At 63.7% G+C, this 18,661-nt stretch carries 17 protein-coding genes; all 17 read right to left on the bottom strand.

What is annotated here, in order from left to right; all coding sequences use genetic code 11:
- Nucleotides 1–2 precede the first annotated feature (2 nt).
- On the bottom strand, nt 3–2,315 hold the full coding sequence (locus tag HNO83_RS18040; RefSeq protein WP_175338914.1) for a heavy metal translocating P-type ATPase: 2,313 nt from the start codon (nt 2,313–2,315) through the stop codon (nt 3–5).
- A 203-nt stretch (nt 2,316–2,518) separates the two neighbouring features.
- A complete protein-coding gene (locus tag HNO83_RS18035) occupies nt 2,519–2,728 on the bottom strand; it encodes a heavy-metal-associated domain-containing protein (RefSeq protein WP_175338913.1) in 210 nt (69 codons plus the stop codon).
- Between the two features lie 133 nt (nt 2,729–2,861).
- Nucleotides 2,862–4,376 carry a multicopper oxidase family protein gene (locus HNO83_RS18030; RefSeq protein WP_249776840.1) on the bottom strand — a complete coding sequence of 505 codons (1,515 nt, stop codon included), beginning with the start codon at nt 4,374–4,376 and terminating at the stop codon, nt 2,862–2,864.
- 125 nt (nt 4,377–4,501) lie between these two features.
- On the bottom strand, nt 4,502–5,158 hold the full coding sequence (locus HNO83_RS18025) for a DUF305 domain-containing protein (RefSeq protein ID WP_175338911.1): 657 nt from the start codon (nt 5,156–5,158) through the stop codon (nt 4,502–4,504).
- Between the two features lie 74 nt (nt 5,159–5,232).
- Nucleotides 5,233–5,721 (bottom strand): hypothetical protein, encoded by a 489-nt coding sequence (locus HNO83_RS18020; RefSeq protein WP_175338910.1) that lies wholly within the window; start codon nt 5,719–5,721, stop codon nt 5,233–5,235.
- Between the two features lie 84 nt (nt 5,722–5,805).
- On the bottom strand, nt 5,806–7,065 hold the full coding sequence (locus HNO83_RS18015) for a coiled-coil domain-containing protein (protein ID WP_175338909.1): 1,260 nt from the start codon (nt 7,063–7,065) through the stop codon (nt 5,806–5,808).
- Between the two features lie 738 nt (nt 7,066–7,803).
- The gene (locus tag HNO83_RS18010) at nt 7,804–8,208 is read right to left on the bottom strand and encodes a DUF3566 domain-containing protein (RefSeq protein WP_175338908.1); all 405 of its coding nucleotides are present in this window, start codon (nt 8,206–8,208) and stop codon (nt 7,804–7,806) included.
- A 35-nt stretch (nt 8,209–8,243) separates the two neighbouring features.
- Nucleotides 8,244–8,987 carry a cytochrome c biogenesis CcdA family protein gene (locus HNO83_RS18005; RefSeq protein ID WP_115697598.1) on the bottom strand — a complete coding sequence of 248 codons (744 nt, stop codon included), beginning with the start codon at nt 8,985–8,987 and terminating at the stop codon, nt 8,244–8,246.
- A gap of 46 nt (nt 8,988–9,033) precedes the next feature.
- Nucleotides 9,034–9,312 carry a hypothetical protein gene (locus HNO83_RS18000; protein WP_249776839.1) on the bottom strand — a complete coding sequence of 93 codons (279 nt, stop codon included), beginning with the start codon at nt 9,310–9,312 and terminating at the stop codon, nt 9,034–9,036.
- A 45-nt stretch (nt 9,313–9,357) separates the two neighbouring features.
- Nucleotides 9,358–10,356, bottom strand: a complete 999-nt coding sequence (ccsB, locus tag HNO83_RS17995; RefSeq protein ID WP_301218894.1) for a c-type cytochrome biogenesis protein CcsB — start codon at nt 10,354–10,356, stop codon at nt 9,358–9,360.
- Complete coding sequence (gene resB / locus HNO83_RS17990; RefSeq protein WP_175338907.1) at nt 10,353–12,041, bottom strand: cytochrome c biogenesis protein ResB; 1,689 nt, start codon at nt 12,039–12,041, stop codon at nt 10,353–10,355. Before resB ends, ccsB begins: the two co-directional genes overlap by 4 nt.
- Nucleotides 12,034–13,002, bottom strand: a complete 969-nt coding sequence (gene lgt, locus HNO83_RS17985) for a prolipoprotein diacylglyceryl transferase (RefSeq protein ID WP_175338906.1) — start codon at nt 13,000–13,002, stop codon at nt 12,034–12,036. Before lgt ends, resB begins: the two co-directional genes overlap by 8 nt.
- Nucleotides 13,003–13,055: 53 nt before the next feature.
- Nucleotides 13,056–13,688: a TlpA family protein disulfide reductase gene (locus tag HNO83_RS17980; protein WP_349627286.1), complete on the bottom strand. Its 633-nt coding sequence runs from the start codon at nt 13,686–13,688 to the stop codon at nt 13,056–13,058.
- Nucleotides 13,681–14,925 carry a M23 family metallopeptidase gene (locus tag HNO83_RS17975; RefSeq protein ID WP_175338905.1) on the bottom strand — a complete coding sequence of 415 codons (1,245 nt, stop codon included), beginning with the start codon at nt 14,923–14,925 and terminating at the stop codon, nt 13,681–13,683. The genes HNO83_RS17980 and HNO83_RS17975 overlap by 8 nt, the downstream gene beginning before the upstream one ends.
- A gap of 68 nt (nt 14,926–14,993) precedes the next feature.
- On the bottom strand, nt 14,994–15,806 hold the full coding sequence (locus tag HNO83_RS17970; RefSeq protein ID WP_175338904.1) for a F510_1955 family glycosylhydrolase: 813 nt from the start codon (nt 15,804–15,806) through the stop codon (nt 14,994–14,996).
- 107 nt (nt 15,807–15,913) lie between these two features.
- Nucleotides 15,914–16,435 (bottom strand): M23 family metallopeptidase, encoded by a 522-nt coding sequence (locus HNO83_RS20825; RefSeq protein ID WP_301218898.1) that lies wholly within the window; start codon nt 16,433–16,435, stop codon nt 15,914–15,916.
- Between the two features lie 1,154 nt (nt 16,436–17,589).
- Nucleotides 17,590–17,952 carry a hypothetical protein gene (locus HNO83_RS17960; RefSeq protein WP_175338902.1) on the bottom strand — a complete coding sequence of 121 codons (363 nt, stop codon included), beginning with the start codon at nt 17,950–17,952 and terminating at the stop codon, nt 17,590–17,592.
- Nucleotides 17,953–18,661: the final 709 nt, after the last annotated feature.

Raw genomic sequence — 18,661 nt, 5'->3', positions numbered from 1 at the left:
GTTCAGGCTTTTTGAAGGGCCTGCTTGGCGGTCGCGCGCTGTACGAGCCGTTCTGTGTTGCGTGCGTTCGACTTGAACGAGCGGAGGCGGAGGCTGTTGCTTACGACGAAGACGCTGGAGAACGCCATCGCGGCGCCCGCGAGCATGGGATTCAGCAGGCCCAGAGCGGCCAACGGGATGGCTGCCACGTTGTAGGCGAACGCCCAGAAGAGGTTGACTTTGATTGTGCCGAGGGTGCGCCGGGAGAGACGGATTGCGTCTGCGGCGGAGCGGAGGTCGCCGCGCACCAGGGTGAGGTCCGCGGCTTCGATGGCGACGTCCGTGCCGGTACCCATCGCCAAGCCGAGATCGGCCTGGGCCAGGGCGGCGGCGTCGTTGACGCCGTCACCGACCATCGCAACGACTTTCCCTTCGGCCTGCAGCCGGGTCACGACAGCGACTTTCTCCCTGGGCAGTACCTCGGCGATGACCTGCTCGATCCCCACCTGTGCGGCAACCTGGTTGGCGGCAGTCTCGTTGTCGCCGGTGAGGAGTACGGGCGTTAGGCCCAGTCGTTTGAATTGTGTGATTGCCTCGGCGCTGGTGTTTTTGATCGCATCCGCTACGACGAGAACGCCACGCGCGGTTCCGTCCCAGGCGACGACGATCGCGGTTTGCCCTGCCTCTTCGGCAGCTTCCTTGGCAGTGACAAGCGTCGAATCGGCCGGAACCGACCATTCTGTCAGCAGCGAATCACGCCCGACCAATACGAGGTGACCGTTGACGACGCCCTGCACGCCCATTCCTTCAATGTTGGCGAACGATTCGACCGTGGGAAGGGATCCGACGCGTTGCGTGGCTCCCTTGGCGACGGCTTGCGCGATGGTGTGCTCAGAGGCGTCTTCGACGGCGCCTGCCAGTCTCAGTAGTTCGGCCTCCTCGACCCCTTCGGCCGTGTGAATGGCCAGGAGGGTCATCTTGCCGGTGGTGACCGTGCCCGTCTTGTCGAGCACGATCGTGTCCACCTTGCGGGTGGATTCGAGTACTTCCGGTCCCTTGATGAGGATGCCGAGCTGGGCGCCACGGCCGGTTCCGACCAGCAGCGCGGTCGGTGTGGCCAGCCCGAGCGCGCACGGGCAGGCGATGATCAAGACAGCGACAGCGGCGGTGAAGGCGGCTTCGACCGGGAATCCGCTTGCCAGCCAGACGACGAGTGTGGTGACGGCGATTGCGATCACGATGGGGACGAACACGCCGGAGATTTTGTCCGCCAGGCGCTGCACTTCGGCCTTGCCCGATTGTGCATCCTCGACGAGCTTCGCCATCTGTGCCAACTGGGTATCTGTTCCGACTCTCGTCGCGCGGACGACCAGCCGTCCGCCGGCGTTCACGGTTGCTCCCACCACGCTGTCGCCCACACCAACCTCGACTGGGACGGATTCGCCGGTCAGCATGGACGCGTCGACCGCGCTCGTGCCGTCCACGACGACACCGTCGGTGGCGATCTTCTCCCCTGGGCGCACCACGAACTCGTCCGCGACGGCGAGCTGATCGGTGGGGATGCGCGTCTCGATGCCGTTACGGAGCACGGCCACGTCCTTGGCGCCGAGCGCCAGAAGGGCGCGCAATGCTGCACCAGCCTGGCGCTTCGAACGTTTCTCGAAGTATCGGCCGGCTAGGACGAACATCGTCACTCCGGCAGCGACCTCGAGGTAGATGTTGCCGGCGCCGCTGTTGGGGGCGACCGAAAATTCAAAACCGTGGGTCATCCCTGGCATTCCGGCCGCGCCGAAGAACAAGGCATATAGAGACCAGAGCAGGGCAGCGGACGTGCCGACGGAGACAAGGGTGTCCATCGTCGCTGCTCCATGCCGGAGGTTGATGAACGCGGCCTTGTGGAACGGCCAACCGGCCCACACGATCACCGGGGCGGCGAGCGTCAGTGACAACCATTGCCAATAGGTGAACTGGAACGCTGGGACCATTGCCAGCGCGATCACCGGAACAGAAAGTGCGATGCTCCCGACCAGTCGCTGTCGCAGCGCAATGTGCTCCGCGTCGGGGGCGTCCTCGGGCGCTGCGCTTTGCGGAGCCACGACCGGAAGCGTGGCGCTATATCCTGCCTTCTCCACCTCGGCGATCAGCGTCTGCGGATCGAATTCGGCCGGGGCGCTCACCCGCGCCTTCTCGGTGGCGTAGTTCACCGTCGCGTTGATCCCGTCGAGCTTGTTCAGCTTCTTCTCGATGCGCATCGCGCACGATGCGCAGGTCATTCCCCCGATTTCGAGTTCGATGTTCGCGGCAGGAGGTGGTACGAGCGCTTCGTTTGTGGGCATGTGATCCTCCGGGATCGGGCAGCGCCAACAGGCGGTTGAACGGATTGGCGGTGCGAGGGGCCGGTGTAACTCACGGGCGACTGCTCAGCGTGAGTGGGTGAACATCCCACCGCGTCTGCCGGGAACATCAGCCGGACGAGGGTGAGGCCGGCGCCAAAGGGGCATCCAGCCCCACTCCACCCTGTTTGATGGGTGAGCTCAGCTCAGACACGAACGGCTGAGTAGCCCGCCTCCTTGACCGCGGCGAAGACTTGCGCGTCATCAAGGTCGGTCGCGCTGGTCAGAACCAGCTTGCCGGTTGTTGCGGACACGTCGATGTTTTCGATACCTGCGATCTGTTCCACTTCTTCGCGGACCGACATCTCACAGTGACCGCAGGTCATCCCGGTGACTTCATACTCAGTAGTCGACATTGTCATTCCTCCAGCAATACGGGCAAGGGGTATCCCTCCCTCAACAACATGATACCCCCGGCCCGTATTCCCGCCAAAGTGGGCATGCACCACGAAGGTGCCAAGCTGTTCGCGCGGACAGTCGACGCGGCTGCTATTTCTGGTAGGCGAGCACGGCCATCATGCCGGACTCGCCGTGGTAGATGTTGTGGCAGTGGCTTAGCCAGAGGCCGGGGTTATCGGCGTCGAAGTCGACACGAAGAGTCTTGCCCGGAAGTACGATCGAGGTGTCTTTGCGGGGACCGCGGCCGGGGTGTTGATACGTGTGCCCGTGCAGGTGCATCGGATGCCACATGGTGGTGTCGTTGACAAATTCCAGTTGCACCCGCTCCCCCTGGTGAACCGCGAGGGCATCTTGCAAGGGCCGGTCCGGATTGAACTGTCGGCCGTTGATTGCCCACTTGTACGAGTTCATGCTGCCGGACAGCTTCATTTGCACCGTGCGGTCGACGGCGCGTGGCCTCAGCTGCACCGCGTCGTCCGCGATCAGATCTTCGGCCACCCCCACCCGCGGCGAGTTCAGCTCGGGCAGCGTCTTCAGGGGCGCTGGCGCGGCCCCAGTGCCGGTGCGGAGGATGGCGTATGCGGCGGCGTCCTTGCCCTCGGCGGATGCAACGAGTGGGAAGACTCCGTCGCCGGCGGTGACGATGACGTCGTAGCGCTCCCCCATCCCGATTAGGACACTGTCGACCTCGCGATGCCGGACGGGGTACCCGTCGGTGTGGGTGATTGTCAGGGTGTGGCCGCTGATAGCGACCCGGAATGCAGTATCGGCGCCAGCGTTGATGAACCGGATCCGAATTTTCGATCCGGGTTTGCTTGTGAAGGTTTCCGGGTCAGCAGCGGGCCGGCCATTGATCAGATAGAGCGGGTAGTAGACGTCGCCGGTGTCGCCACCGAGCAATGCCGAGTTGGTGCCCATCAGCATGTTTCCCATCCTCATGAGCATTCCGTTCATCCCCATTGCCCCCATCCCTTTGGAGAGATCGTTCAAGACTTGGTCGGGTGTGCTGGTTACTCCATCGAGCCAGTCGTCGAGGATGACGATCCATTCTTGGTCGTAGCTCAGGGGTTCTCGCGGATCGTCGATGATCAGCGCTCCATAGAGGCCCCGGTCGATTTGCACGCCGACGTGCGGGTGGAACCAGTAGGTTCCCGGGTGCTCGGCAGTAAAGCTATAGCGGAAGGCGTCTCCGGCAGCGATCGGGTTCTGGGTCAGCGGAGGCACACCGTCCATGTCGTTGCGCAGAGCAACGCCATGCCAATGCACCGAGGTGGACGCAGGTAACCGGTTCGAGACGTTCGCCTGGATAGTGTCACCGGCACGAGCGCGGATGACGGGAGCCGGTGTTGACCCGAACGTCCACGTGTCAGCGATCCGACCCGCAAGATCGAGTTGGGATGGTTGGGCGTCCAATGCCACGGCAGTGACCCGCCCGGTGCGCTGGCGCGCCTTCTCCGCCGCTGCAATGGCTGCGGACGTCGGGGATATCAGAGCGGGTGTTGCCGGGGTGCACGCAGCAAGCGCGGCCAGGGTGGCGGCACCGATGCTCGCGCTGAGAAAGGTGCGTCGGGTGAATGGGCGTGGGTGTTGAGCAGAAAGCGGCATGGCAGACCTCATGGGGCAGAGCAGAGCAAAAGGAGAGGGGCCCGGTGAGGTGGCGCAGGGGGAATGCGGGTCCCACCCCACCGGGGTCAATGCAGGCGCGAGTCAAGGATCGCGTCCCGCGCACGCTAGCCGAGGGTCGTCAGCATGGCTTTCATATCGGCGATCTCCGCAGTTTGGGAGTTGACGATGTTGTCGGCGAGCTTCATGGCGGCACCGTCCTTGCCACCCGACTGTTCCTGCTTGGCCATGGTGATCGCACCTTCGTGGTGCTGGATCATTAGGGTGAGGAATTGCTTGTCGAACGCAGTCCCGGTTGCGGCCTTCAGGCTGTCCATGTTCTGCGCGGTCATCCCAGGCATCGAACCCATGCTGGAGGAATCGGTAGGCATCGGCGTGGACATGTCCATTCCGGACATGTCGTCGGGGGTCGGCGAGCTCGAGCTCATTCCGGGCATAGTGACCGGTTCACCCCACGACTTCAGCCAGGACTTCATCTGTTCGATCTCGGGCTGCTGGGCGGCTTTGATTTTCTCGGCCAGGTCCTTGACCTGTGTTGAGGCGGCACGGGATGGGGCGAGGTCGGCCATTTCGATGGCGCCTTGGTGGTGCACGATCATCATCTGCGCGAATGTGACGTCTTGCGCGTTGTGCGCCGCGGCGGGTGTCGAGGACATACCGGACATGCCGGACATGTCTCCCATGCCGGAACCGGTGCAGGCTGTGAGGAGGCCACCAGCGGCCAAGACCACGCCGGCAAGGGCGAGACGAGGTGCGATTTTCATCAGTACTCCAAAGGATTGGTTTGGGATTTCGAGGTTGTATCCGATGGGAGAAGCAGAGCTCTCCCCGGGAGCCTTTAAATCCGCAAAACCTGGAGAACCAGAGTGCGATCGCGGGCACGCACCGCGATCTCTTGTCGCCATTGCGCGATCAATCGAGGCGCGCCGAAGGAAAGTTTGTTCCCCAACGGGGAAGCGAGCAGGAAAAGCAGGGCGGCGCCGAGCAAGAACAGGCAGGCGTGCATGGTGTCGTGGCTCATCGGTGCGACTAGCGGGGGCGTGGAGGTGCGTGCCACGTCCGCCGCGACCGAGGGATGTTGGGTGGTGGGCCCAACCAGAGAAGAGGCCATGGTCGTTAGGTCGCTATGGGCGGAGTCCTCGGGGGATGTGGCCGTCATGGGCATGTCGATTCCCGTGTGCATGGCAGCGATTCCCGAGATGAGTGCGAGCACCATCAGTACCCGACCGGCGATCGTCGCCGCTCGGGTCGGGGGCCGTGCGCTGTCCCTGTCCATCTCCTCAAGAATACCCACCAGTGGTATCGCAGGGAAACCGGTGCGGGGCATTCTCAGCTCCGTACTTCAGACCCGGTCTCTGCGGCACTGCTGGTGCTCTGCCCGGCTTCGTCTACGGTGCGGCGAGAGGGCTGGTTACATTGGGTCGTTGATGTGAAGATGGTTGCAGGTGTCGTAGAAGTCTTGAAAGTTGCGCAGGGCGGGTTCGTTTCCCGCCTTCGCTCGACAGTTGTTTTGGCCAAGGCCCGAACCGTACGGCATCCTCGGGTCGAGTATGCGGATCAACGCCAGGGAGTTGCCGTCTGCGCCGGTCGCCTGGCTGCCGCCGAGGCTATAGAAGTCCACCGCGTGGCCACCACCTCCGGCATAGTGCTGCGAGTAAATCCCAGCACCTTCGATCTGGCCGGTACAGCGCCGGTTGATGTCGCTGACGCCGACGCTTGCGAAGGTGTGCAAGGCGATCACGATGACCTGCAGGACTTGGGTGTCGATCCCGCAGTTCGGGACCGAGCGGCCCTCCGCGATCCATCGGATCTCCATGATGTGGTCGGGGGAAGAGCCGGAAAGTTGGCCAGCCGCGACGTACCCCATGAGCTCTTGGGCGAGGGCGCGGGCGTCGGAGGACACCGGGGCGCTGGATCCGGCAGCGCGAGCGGCGGCCGCGGCGGCCGCTTCGGCTGCCGCTCGTGCCGCAACGCCGGCCTGATACTGCTGTTCCGTCGTAGCGGTGGCGCTGGTCAGCGACGCAAGTTGGGCCTGCAGCTCGTTCTCGTGGGCGGTTTGTGCAGCAAGCGACGCAATCATGTCCTTCTGTGCCTGGACCGCTTTGGTCAACGCGGTCTTCGCGGTAGCGGCAAGTGTGGCGAGAGCGTCCTTCGCGGCAACGGCCTGATCGCTGGCGGCCTTTGCGTTGTTGCTGTCCTGCGCTGCCTGCGAGTACAGCCGGTTGATGGTCGATGTCAGCTTGCCCAGACTACTCAGGCGATAGAGCAGGCCCGCTCGGTCTGAGGACTTGCTGATCAGTAGCGTGCCGGTGAGATTGGGACCGCCTGTGCGGGCGAGCTTCGCCATGACTGTCGCCGCCTGCTGGTGGGAGGTTTCGGACTTGATCTTCAGCTGGGCGGCTGCGGCTGTGAGCGTATCCGCTTTGTTTTGGCCCGCTGTGAGTGCGAGCTGGGCTGCTTCGTTTTCTTTTTCGCGGGCAACGGCGGCGTCCTCGGCCGCTTTGACTTGCGTCTTGAGATTCGAAATCAGCGCGGTGATCGCATTGACTTGGCGCTGTTTTGCTGCCTCGTTTGAACGTGCGGCTTGAACGTCACCCCACGATGGATAAGTATCGGCCATCGCTTTGGGGGCGGTGATGCCGCCCGAGGCGGTGATGAGGACTGCGATCATCAGGCCAGCCCAAAGTCTCCACGAGCCCATGCCGCGCGGGGGAGTTGAGGCGTGACGTCGTAGCATTCAGGGTCCGAATCGTATGTGCGAAGCCGTAGCCTTCGGAAAGAGATGGGTCGTTGGCTTCCCGACGCTAACCTGTGACCGCTTCTCCCTCCCCCGCAACACGCCGTCAGCGAATTCGAGGAGGGTTCGACGCGCGATCTTCTCATTCGCAGGAGTTTGCGACGCCCCGCCGATACTGCCTGCGGGTGAACGGAGCGTAGATTCATCGTGGCGCGTTGGAGTGGTCTCGAACGACCGGGAGATCCCTGCCCCGTCGGCGCGGTTTGCTGTCGACACCATGAATATTGCCCCCGGGCGGCGCGATGACGGTCCTCTGAGGGGCCCTGCCCGGAAAAATGGTTGATTTGCTGCCAGCTCAATCACCACACCACCACCACGGGGTCGAGTTGGCCCGTGATGGCACCTGACCATCGACACGACATATCGTCGTTCTGCGGTGTCCGTGGAAGCGCACTGTCTCGTCACATTCTCATTGAAAACATAGAGAGGAAGAGGGCGAGCGCGCCAACGGCGACAAGGACTACGGCACCGAGGATAAGGAGGCGATGTTTACGGGCCTTCGCCGGGAGCACGGGTTCAGGCGCAGCTCGGGTTTCCCACCAGGGCCGCTCATTCTGATTGTCTGGCACTTTTCTCCTTCCTGCCGAGCTGTGTAGCGGCGCCGCTGGGGCGTCAGTCTTGTCTGAATCCGATGAAGAGTCCGCCGGTGGCTTTGGAACTGAGGTTGTAAAGCAGTGCGATAAGCATCCCGCCCACCATGGTGGCGAGCGCACCGACGAGTCCTACCGCGACCGATCCGACGAGCACGGTTCCGAGGTTGATTACTTTGGCAACGCTTGAGGCGGAGGATGCCGTGGTTTCACCCGCCGGGCCGGAGAGGAGGGAATCGATCTGTTGGAACGCGCCGATTTGATTAAGGATCGTCCAGAGGAGGGCGCTGGCCAGTATGGTGACTGCGGCCATGATCAGGCCGACTAGGAGGGACACCTTCGCCATCGACCACACACCCGTGTAGACAAGGTGAAGTCGGGCGTCGTTGTGTTCTGCGCTTTCGCCGATGTTGTGTTGTCTGTTCATAGGAACTCCTTCGGGGCGTTTGTCGGGCGGGTTGGTCAAATCGGGAGTGTGACCCCGCCGATGAGGGCTTGGAGGCTGTAGATCCACGCGGTCCAGACTCCGGTGACCATGAGGACGCCGATCACGATCAGGACGGTGCCGCCGGCGATGTTGATGGCTCGGATGTGTCGACGGAGGAAGCTGATGGCGCCGGTCGCCCAACCGATTCCGAGGGCGAGGAGGACAAAGGGAATGCCGAGGCCGATTGAGTAGAAGCCGGTCAGGATGGCGCCGCGCGCGGCGGATTGACTGGACAGGCTGAGCGAGAGGACGGCGGCAAGGGTGGGTCCCATGCAGGGTGTCCAGCCGAGCCCGAAGACGATTCCGAGCAGGGGTGCGCCGATGATGCCGGTCGAGGGACGGATGGGCAATTTCAGGGTGCGTTGGAAGAACGAGAAGGTGCCGATAAAGGCCAGGCCCATCACGATCACTAGAAGGCCGAGCAGACGGGTGATGAGGTCTTGCCAGCGCACCAGCCAGGACCCGAAGGCGCCGAACAGGGCACCGTAGGCGATGAACACGATGGCAAAGCCGAGGACGAAAAGCGCGACTCCGGTGGCGGTTCGACGTCGGCTGACGCGCCCCGTGGACCCGGTGACTCCTCCGACATAGGCCAGATACCCGGGCACCAACGGGAGCACGCATGGGGAGGCGAACGAAACCAGCCCGGCGAAGATCGCGATCGGGATGGCCAGTAGCAGTCCGCCGTTGGCGATGATGGAGGCGAATTGTGCGCCCACTAGGTCACCGCCGATCGGCGCCAATTGGGGTGCGGGAGGAGTCTGATCATTTCTGGCCAGCAGTGATGGCACCGGCGAGAATGAGGGCTGCGGCCATCGGGTATCCGGCGGCAAGGTCGACCCAGCCGGGGGGCTGTGCGCCAAAGACGCCGAGATGGGCGAGCCAATGTTGCAGGCCAACCAGGAATCCGATCAGCATGATCAGTTGGCCGACGCGCAGGAACCGGCGTTTGCGTAGGTAGCGGGCACGCAATTGCTCCGGGGTTGGTTTGGCTTCCTCGTGAGTGGAACGTCGCCGAGGAGATTCTGCGTTCTTGCGAGCCATGGTTGCCTTCCTGCTGCTGTTTGTGGTTGATGGGGGTGGTTGGTTTCAGAGGCCGCTGTAGGAGTGCAGGCCTTTGAAGAAGACATTGACGATGCCGAAGTTGAACATGACCGCGGAGAAGCCGATAATCGCCAGCCAGGCCGAGCGGGATCCGCGCCAGCCGCGGGTGGCGCGAGCGTGGATGTAGCCGGCGTAAAGGACCCAGATGATGAAGGTCCACACTTCCTTGGTGTCCCACCCCCAGTAGCGCCCCCAGGCCTTTTCTGCCCAGATCGCACCGGCCATCAGCGTGAAGGTCCAGAGGATGAAACCGACGATGTTGATCCGGTACGCCAGGTTCTCCAGGGTGCCGGAGCTGGGAAGGGTTGCCAGAAACCGAAGCGGGGCTGGTCGGCCGTCGGCGATCTGAGTCTCTCTGCGTGTCTGCAGGAGTTGTACGGCGGAAAGCGCGAAGCCGATCGCGAAGAAGCCGGTAGCGATGATCGCGACCATCACGTGAATGACGAGCCAGTATGACTGCAACGCAGGCGGTAACGGTGCGACCTCGACGTAGTAGCGCATGCTAGAGATCCCCAGGAGGATCAGCACAAGCCCGGTGACGAAGGAGCCGAGGAATCTTAGGTCGTACCTGAGCGTGATGACGAGGAAGACGCCGACGATGAGCAGGGTGCCGGTCATCGAGAATTCATACATATTTGCCCACGGCACACGTCCGGCGGCGATGCCGCGGAAAATGTCGGCGCCGAGTTGGACGATGAAGGCGAGGACGGTGAGTGAGTAGCCGGTGCGTAAGCTCGCCGACCCCAACCTCGAGGAGTCGGCCCGGTCCACGGATCCGCGGATGAGGGTTGTCGTTCGTGCCGGACCGGGCGTGTTGCTGGCCGCCGCTTCTTGCGCGCGCCGAGCGACGGCGCTAGGGACGGCGGCGGTCGCGTGAGCGCTGCGCCGGGCGAGGTCCAGCGCGAAAGCAATGAACGCTGCCGCGTAGAGGACCATCGAGCAGATAAGCAAGATGACGGAGATCTGTGACAAAGAGTCGGTCACGGTGTTCCCTTCAGGTCGGTGTTTCGTTGTGAGTCCTGATCGGCTGCACTTGTGCTACGCAGGGCTGCTTGGTGGGCAGACGCCAAGTCGGCCACCGCGTCCTGTAGTTGAGGGTCGTCGCCTCGAGCGAGTCCGGCGTACTCGATGCGGACGGGTTTGGCTTCGTCGACAATCGCTTTCACCCACAGGCGTCGGCGTGGCACGAACAGGGAGGTGAGAAGGCCGCCGAGCGCGGCGATGGCGAAGAACAGCACCCACCCCTGGGCCGGGTCGTGATGGATTTCAAAGGACGCGAACCGGGACACGCGCTCCAGCGTGATCGAGCCGAGACCGTCGGGAAGTTGCTGCGTCTGACCGAGTTTGAGCTCAATTGACCGGACCCCGGTCGTGCCGCCGGTGAGTTGGGTGAGCTTCGTGGTGTCAAGTGCGTACACGGACTTAGGTGCCCCGGTGTTGATGCCGAGGTCGCCGGAGTAGGCGTTCAACGTCAGAACGGGGTTGGTGAGGTCGGGGTACGCGGAATAGAACGCGCCGGTGCTTGCGGTGGACTTCGTGGGGTAGAAGAACCCGATCAAACCGACTTGTTTGGCAAGTCCGTCGGGGACTTTCACGACGCCGAGGGAGGTGAGGTTCGCGTCTTGTGGGAGGAAGGGGATGTCGTCGCTGAACACGGCGCGGCCTTGCGGGTCGCGGACCGTGATCCGGGGGGCATACCCATTTCCCAGCAGATAGACGTCGGTGCCGCCGATCGACAGGGGTTCGTTGACTTTGATTGTCCGGCTCGTCTTGTCTGGCGAGCCTTGGGTTTGGGCGGTGACGGTCGCGGTGTAGTCGGTCGGGAGTCCGCGTGCCCGCTTGTTCTGGGTTTCGTAGGTGACCGCGAGGTTGTTCAGGGTGAGCGAATAGGGTGCCAGCTCTGTGGGGCTGAAGAAGCGGCCGGGGTTGAACGAGTCGTAGGCGGCGAGGGTGTTGATCATGCTTTGCCCCTCGACAACCACCCGGTTGCCGTCGAACCCGAACCCGCCGCCGATTCCCACCGTGATCAGGATCCCTACCAAGGCGATGTGGAAGGTCAGGTTGCCCGCTTCGCGCAGATAGCCCCGTTCGGCGCTGACCGACAGCTCCCGCCGACCAGCGGCCTGCGTGCCGGGGAAGGCGGCAATCCGGTAGCCGCGTTTGCGGAGAATTGTTGCCGCCGTGCTGATTGCCGTGGCGGCCGTTGCCGCCGAGGCGGCTCCCCGACCAGCTGACAACTCGATGGAGGTGTAGCCGCTCATCCGTGATAGTCGGGCGGGCGTTTTTGGTGGTGTCGCGCGCAGGGAGCGCAAGTGGTGGACAGTGCGCGGCACGACACAGCCGATCAGGGAGATGAACAGCAGCAGATAGATGCTGGAGAACCAGAACGAGGTGTAGGCATCGAAGGCTTGGAGTTTGTCCAGCACTGGGGCGAGGCCCGGGTTGTCTTTGAAGTATTGAACGACACCGTTGGGGTCGGAGCTGCGTTGCGGGACCAGGGATCCGGGGACGGCGGCAAGAGCGAGCAGCAGCAGCAGGAACAGGGCGACGCGCATGCTGGTCAGCTGTCGCCACATCCAGCGCATCCATCCGGTGAACCCGAGCGCCGGTTCGGTGATTCTGCTCGCACCGGGTGGTCTGACGTCGATGTGGTCCAGGGGCCTAGACATCGGACGGCTTTCGCATCGAGTTCGACCGGGGTTCGTCTTCGGGGGCTCCTGCAGCATCGTCGACGGCTGGGGCGGTGGTGACGGCGGGATTCGGGTCGTCGAGAGGTGCGGGATGGTGCCCGTCACGGTACGGCGAGTACTCGGGTTCGGGGTGACGTTTAGTTTGCACGATGAACAGCGCCGCCCCGAGCGCGACCAGGACGAAGGAGGCCCACACGTTGGCGGGGATACCGAGGAACGTGTTACTGGTGGGATCGATCCGGATTGCTTCCAGCCAGCTCCGGCCCAGGCCGTACCAGATCAGGTACACGGCGAAGGCTCGCCCCCATCGCAAGTTGAGGCGGCGTTCCAACACCAGGATCATGCCGACCCCGATCAGGTTCCAGATGATCTCGTAGAGGAACAACGGGTGGAAGAGCGTTCCAGCAGGCAGGCCGGCAGGGAATTTGGGATTGCTCGCTTCGATCTGCAGGCCCCACGGCAACGTGGTGGGCAGGCCGAAGAGTTCGTGGTTGAAGTAGTTGCCGAACCGTCCAAGCGATTGCGCGACGAGCAGGGCCGGTGCCAGCGCGTCTGCGAAGGACCAGAACCGGATCTTGGTTTGCCGGCACCCGATGTAGGCGCCGACGGCTCCGCCGATGAGGGATCCATAGAGGGCGTTCCCGCCGTCCCAGATGGCGAACACGTTCCACAGGTTCGCGCCGGGGTAGAAGTAGTCGCCGGTGTGGGTGAAGACGTGGTAGAACCGAGCGCCGACGATGCCTAACGGCACCGCCCAGAGAATGATGTCGAGAACGACGGGGCCGCGGGCGCCGCGCTGGGCGAGTCGTTTGGAGGTGATCAACGTGGCTGCGACGATTCCGGCGAGAATGCACAGCGCATAGGTGTGGATGGTAAGCGGACCCACCGTGAACTGCGCGAAGACGGGGTCGGGGCTGGGAATGCTGAGGTGGCGGTTCATGAAAGGGCTTTCGGTGAGGGGTGTGCGGGGGGCTCCTAACGCGCGGAAGGGTGTTACGGTCCCTGTTCTGTCAGAACGGTGCTGATTAGTGCGCTGAGCACGGACGCGTCCGGCAGTTGGCCCAGGATGCGAGCGGCGACGCGCCCGTCCTTGTCCACGACGAGTGTGGTGGGGACCGCGTTGGGGGCAACAATCCCGCTGAACGCCAGTTGCATGGCACCGTCGGAGGCGTCGAGCACGCTGGGGTAGGTCACTCCATAGGTGCGGGCGAACGCGCGGGCGGTGTCGGCTTGGTCCCTGACGTTGACGCCGAGGAATGCGACCCCTTGTCCGGCGAATTTTGTGTATGTCTTTTCGAGTGCGGGTGCCTCCGCCCGGCAGGGGGCGCATCCGGCGTACCAAAAATTGAGGACCAGAACTTTCCCGGCGTACATCGCTGAAGTGGTCGATTTGCCGTCTTCGAGCTTTCCCGCGAATGCGACGGGTGCCGCACGATTCTGGGGTTTGATTTCGGTGATGGTGCCGTCGCCGGCGACGTAGTTCTTCCCGGATCCGTCTTTGTACTGCTGAGCGAGGGCATCATTGTTGCTGCTGCACCCCGCCAGCGTGACGACGAGCATGACAGCTGCGGCCACCGAGGTGAGGGCGGTCCGCAGCCTGATGGTTCGCATGATGCGGTTAGCCAAGGGTGATTCCTCTCGCGCTCATGAATGGTTGCGGGTCGATCCGGTTACCGTTGACGCGGACTTCGAAGTGCAGGTGGCAGCCGGAGGAGCCGCCCGTCGTACCGACCTGGGCGATGTTCTGGCCGGCTTGAACGGTTTGGCCCACGTTGACCAGGACTCCGCCCTCGCGGATGTGCGCGTACCCGGTCATCACCCCGGTGCCGTGGTCAAGGAGCACCCAGTTGCCGTAGGTTCCAAGCCAGCCTGCGTATACGACGCGTCCGGGGGCGGCAGCGAATATCGCGGTGCCGCACCCGGCGGCAAGATCTGTGCCGTAGTGGAATGCGCCCGAACTGGCTACCGGTTTGTCCGGGCGGGGCCCGAACCGGTCGCTGATCCATCCGGACACCGGCTTCGCCCAACCCTGTCCACCGAGTTGCCCGCCGTCCCCCGACGGCACCGGTGCACCATCTGCCGCAGCCGCGGCAGCAGCGGCAGCGGCGGCAGCAGCGGCGGCTGCGGCGGCTGCGGCGGCCGCTTCTTGCTGACGTCGGGCCTCTTCCCCTTTGCGGTAGTCGGCTTCGGTCGCTTTGCGATTCTCGACCAGCACTGCCAGTTGGGCTTGCAGGGTTCCCTGTGTCTGTTGCTGTTCAGCCAGCTGGTTCGCTGCAGTGCGGCTGGCAGCGACCGCGTCCTGCAGCGCCTTTTCGGCTGCGCGGCTAAGGTTCGCCAGAGCGGCTTGGGCGGCATCGGCCTGGCGGGTAAGTGATCGGACGGTGTTTGCGCTGGTGGTGGCGGCGGCGAAGGCCCGATTGGAGCGTTGCGTGAGTTGGCTCATGGTGCCGAGTCGGAACAGCAGCGTCTCTGCTCGTTGCCCGTTCAGCAGGAGCAGCGTGGTCGGGTCGCCGTTGCCGAAGCGTGCAAGTTGGGCGACAAGTTGGCCGGCGCGTGCTTGGGATGCGTTCGCGAGCGCCTGCGCCGCATCGGCCGAAGTACGCAGCGTTTGTGCGCGGTAACTTGCTAAATCGAGTCGTGCTTGCGCCTTCTCGTAGTCGCTGCCACGGTCGGCTGCTGCCGCCTGGGCGGTGCGGACGTTGTCTTCCAGTGTGCGCAGAAGATTGGTGATCCGATTGATTTCGCTTGCTTTCGCACTCTCGCTTGAGCGTGCGGCTTCAACCTCCGACCAGGACGGATAGTCGGCGCCTCGTGCCGGGCCTGCTGCCACTAGCTGGCTGAGTAGAACGGTCAGGATCAGCACAGCCGCTGGCCACCGCACTCGAATTGGTCGGACTCGACGGGTGCTCTTCGTCGAGCCCGGTGTGGCGCTCATGGGGTGCCCTCGATCAAGGTGACCCAGCTGGCGCCGTGATCGGCGGTCGCGACGATTCCGTTGGCATGGGCACCGAGGATCCAGAGTCTTGACGCGCCCTGCACTGTTGCCAGCGACTCGGGCAGAGTGTCGAACGTTCCCTTCCGCGCCCAGGTGGAACCGTCGTCTGTGGTTGCCCAGATCTTCTTGCTGACGTCGACGCCGACGAATTGTCCCGGTGCGGCATCCACCGGGGCGAGCAAATACAGCATCGGTCCGCCGGGCAGGGCGGAGAAGGTCATGCCAGCATCCCGGCTGATCTGCACACCGGCCTGGGTTGTGGCAAGGAGCGTATCCGGCCCGTTTGGGTTGACCGCGAGCTTCCGCAACGACAGTGTCCCGCCATCGTGCCAGGTGTGACCGCCATCATCGCTGATCCGGACGCGCTGTTGGGCCGCGTCGAAGCCGTAGATCCGCACGCGGGCGTCGCTTGTCGGGGCGGTAACAAGGTCGTGGAAGTCGGTGTGACCGGCAAGCGAAACAGGCTTCCAGGATTGTGCGGCATCGAGGCTTTGGATCAGACCGAGGTTCGCGGGTAGCTGCTGCGGGTTGTTGCCGGGGTCGGGGTGCCCGGATGCGAACATGACGCCGGAACGGGCGACGGTAAACCCCATTGTGTCCTGGCTACTAATGCCGACCCGGGCGGTGGTTTCGGTGGCGAAACCATCTCCTAGTTTCGCCGCGTCGATCGCCCACACCCCCTGGTGGGTCGCGGCAAAGATGCGGCCGTGCGTGGCATCCAGGCCGTGCACGTGTCCGAGCTCGTTCATCGTCGGAGCCGCCGGTGTTGCGGCGCTGCAACCGCTGAGCAGGAGAGTGACCGCGAGGGTGCTGACAATGAGGGCTGAGGTGTGCCGACGGATGCGAAATGGCATGGTTATTTCACTTTCTGCGTAAGCCACGCATAGGGGTCGACCGGGGTTCCGTTGACGGAAATGCCGAGGTGCAGGTGGGCGCCGGTGCTGGCCCCGGTGCTGCCGACCAGGCCGACCAGTTGTCGGACCTTGACGGTTTGTCCCACACTGAGCGCGAGCGAACCGTAGGCCATGTGGGCGTAGAGGCTGCTGACGGTTTGTCCGTCGATTTGGTGGTCGATGATGGCGTACACGCCCAGGCTTCCGGACGGATTGCCCACCTCGCGGACGACGCCGTCCGCTATCGCCTGGATCGGGGTTCCGACGCCCGGATTCATATCGATGCCCTCGTGATAGGAGGAACAACCAGAGCAGGGCGCGACTCGGTAGCCGAATCCGTCGCTGATGGGTACGCCAACATCGAATGGCCACTGGATCGGGGAGGCGGGGTCGTTTGTGAACGTGTTCGCTGTCCGCAGGAAGGTGTTCGGGGTAGTGACTGTGGCTTTTGGTTTCTGTTTCGGCGGCGGCGGCGGCGCGGTCACAGCGACTTCTTCGCGTGTAACGGGTGCCGGGTCGGTAGCGGCGACTGTTACCGTTTGCAGCTCTCCCGGCCGTGCCGTTGCGATCTGTTGCCGTTCGCCGGGCACGATCGCATAGGCCGGGAGGGCGTAGGTTCCGAACAAGGTTCCGGCCAGCGCCAGCGCAGCAATCGGCGCCCATCGTTTGCGGGTACGTCGTTGCCGAGTGTTTGCCGCGGGACGGGTGACCGGTCGACGCCGCCCGGCGGCGCGGCGGGCTCGGCGTGATTCGTGCTGGTAGGCGGTCGAGGGAAGCGCGTTCGCGCTTCGGCGGTGGCGAGAGTGTGCGGGCATCGTGGCGAAAGGCTCCGACGTTTGGCGTGAGAAGACCCGTAGGTCGGCTCGGAAGGGTAACGACGAGAAATGCCGACCGGAGGCCACATTCGTCGCCGAATAACTGGGGAGGGTGTGTGACGGAGACCATCCGAAGGGAAGCGTCGATCACGTCACAACAGTGGAGCGCAAAAGCCCAGGCCAGCCAACCGCTAGTGCTTTGCTAGTCAGGTCGGCGTTGCGCCGTGGGGTCCAGAGGTGCCGGTCTAGGTGCGGCTTATGGAGAGCGCGACTAGCGACGGTCCATGCGCTCGAACAGACGTAATTGACGGTATGGCGACAGGCGCGATTCGCTGCACAAGGTCAACAAGCGCGAGCGCTCTACTTACCGCGAAGAGCGAGACGGCGACGGCGATTGCGACCAGAACGCACGCGGCGCCTGCGATCGCACAACTGAGCTCGCAGACTGTGTCGCACTGCGGTCCCGGGGAGCTCTGAAGGCTTCCGGGTGCGCTTGCGGCTGGCGAAACCGGAACGATGGGCGGATCAATGTGTGGTTGGGTCGCGACAGAGTGGGCGTTAGGTTGGCTGCCAACCGCAGTTGCGACGGACTCATGCGGGTGTGCCGAGTTCATGGATGTCATCACAAACATCCCGACCACCAACGCCATCAGGGACACAATTGCGAGCAGGATCCGATGCCGGCGCATAGCAACGACCCGGTTCGGGTCGAGTCGCGTGAGCGTCATGTTTCAGTCCTGGGTTGATGGTTTGGGGCACCCGCATCTTAGCGAGGGGTGGTGGGCGGGAGCAGCAGACCGGATGATGTGTCTGCCTTTTACAGGTTAGGTGGAGAGCTTGAGGGCGGTTCCTTGCGCTTGCCGAAAGTCAATGTGGAGGTGATCGCACGTGTCGTCGAACGGCAGAAAGTTGGTGACGGCCACGCTCCCCCGGCAGCCCACCTGGCCCAGATCTGTATTCGGGGGCATCACCGGGTCAAGCGCGCGAATCAGGTTCAGCGACTCCGGATCTCCGCCCGTGAGCGGGCGACCATTTAGCAAGTAAAAGTCCACGGCATGACCTCCGCCGTTGGCGTAATGCGAGGACGCACTACCGGCACCTTCGATCTGGCCGGTGCACCGTCGGTTGATGTCACTGACGCCGACGGTGTTGAAGTTCGCTAATGCGACTTCGATGGTCTGCAGCACCCGATAGTCCACACCACATCCAGGAACGGCGCGGCCCTCCGCCAGGTTCCTGATCTCCGGGATGTGGTCGGGGGTGTACCCCGTCAACCGTCCTTGCCCAACAGCGACCATAAGAGTCTGCGCCAACCGCTGTACCGTCGGCGATACGGTCGACTCCACCGTGGAGTCCAGTTTCGCGCTGTTCTCAGTGATCGAAAAGGCTTCTCGCGCCGCCGCTGGAACGGCAGCTCCGCCACTCAGCAACGTCTGTACCGCTACGCCCGCTCGAGACGTAGTAGCGGCGCCATCGATGGAAGTCGCATATGCGGGCAACGCCGCTGTGCCGACGAGTCCACTCGCCGCTGCAACCACAACAACCTTCGCCCAGATCGAGCGCAGTCGCCGGTTTTGTGAACGGTCTTCACTTGAGGGCCGATACGCAAATGGGGCACGAGCAGGCCGCGCGTTGCTGATTCGGCGCGAAGTGGGCGCCGCTGGGCTGTTGCCTACGCCGCGAAATGAGTCCTCTCGAACCCCGTGGGATGCCGCGACCCGACGTTTGGCCCGCCGGACCGATGCGGATACCGGGCTTGATGCTCGTCGATCCAGCGTCTGGGGAGGAGTCAACTCGATTTCGCGGCGCTCGAACGCGTGTCTTTCGCGTCGAGACGAGAAAGCGTCCACTGCAGCCGCATAGTTCGAGCGCCTTTCCGTCGGCTCGGATCGCGGC

The sequence above is a fragment of the Leifsonia sp. C5G2 genome, assembly GCF_013359685.1.
In the GTDB taxonomy this organism is placed as follows: Bacteria; Actinomycetota; Actinomycetes; order Actinomycetales; family Microbacteriaceae; genus Leifsonia.
The sequence above is the reverse complement of the archived record's forward strand: the minus strand, read 5'-3'. Positions and strand labels throughout refer to the sequence as shown.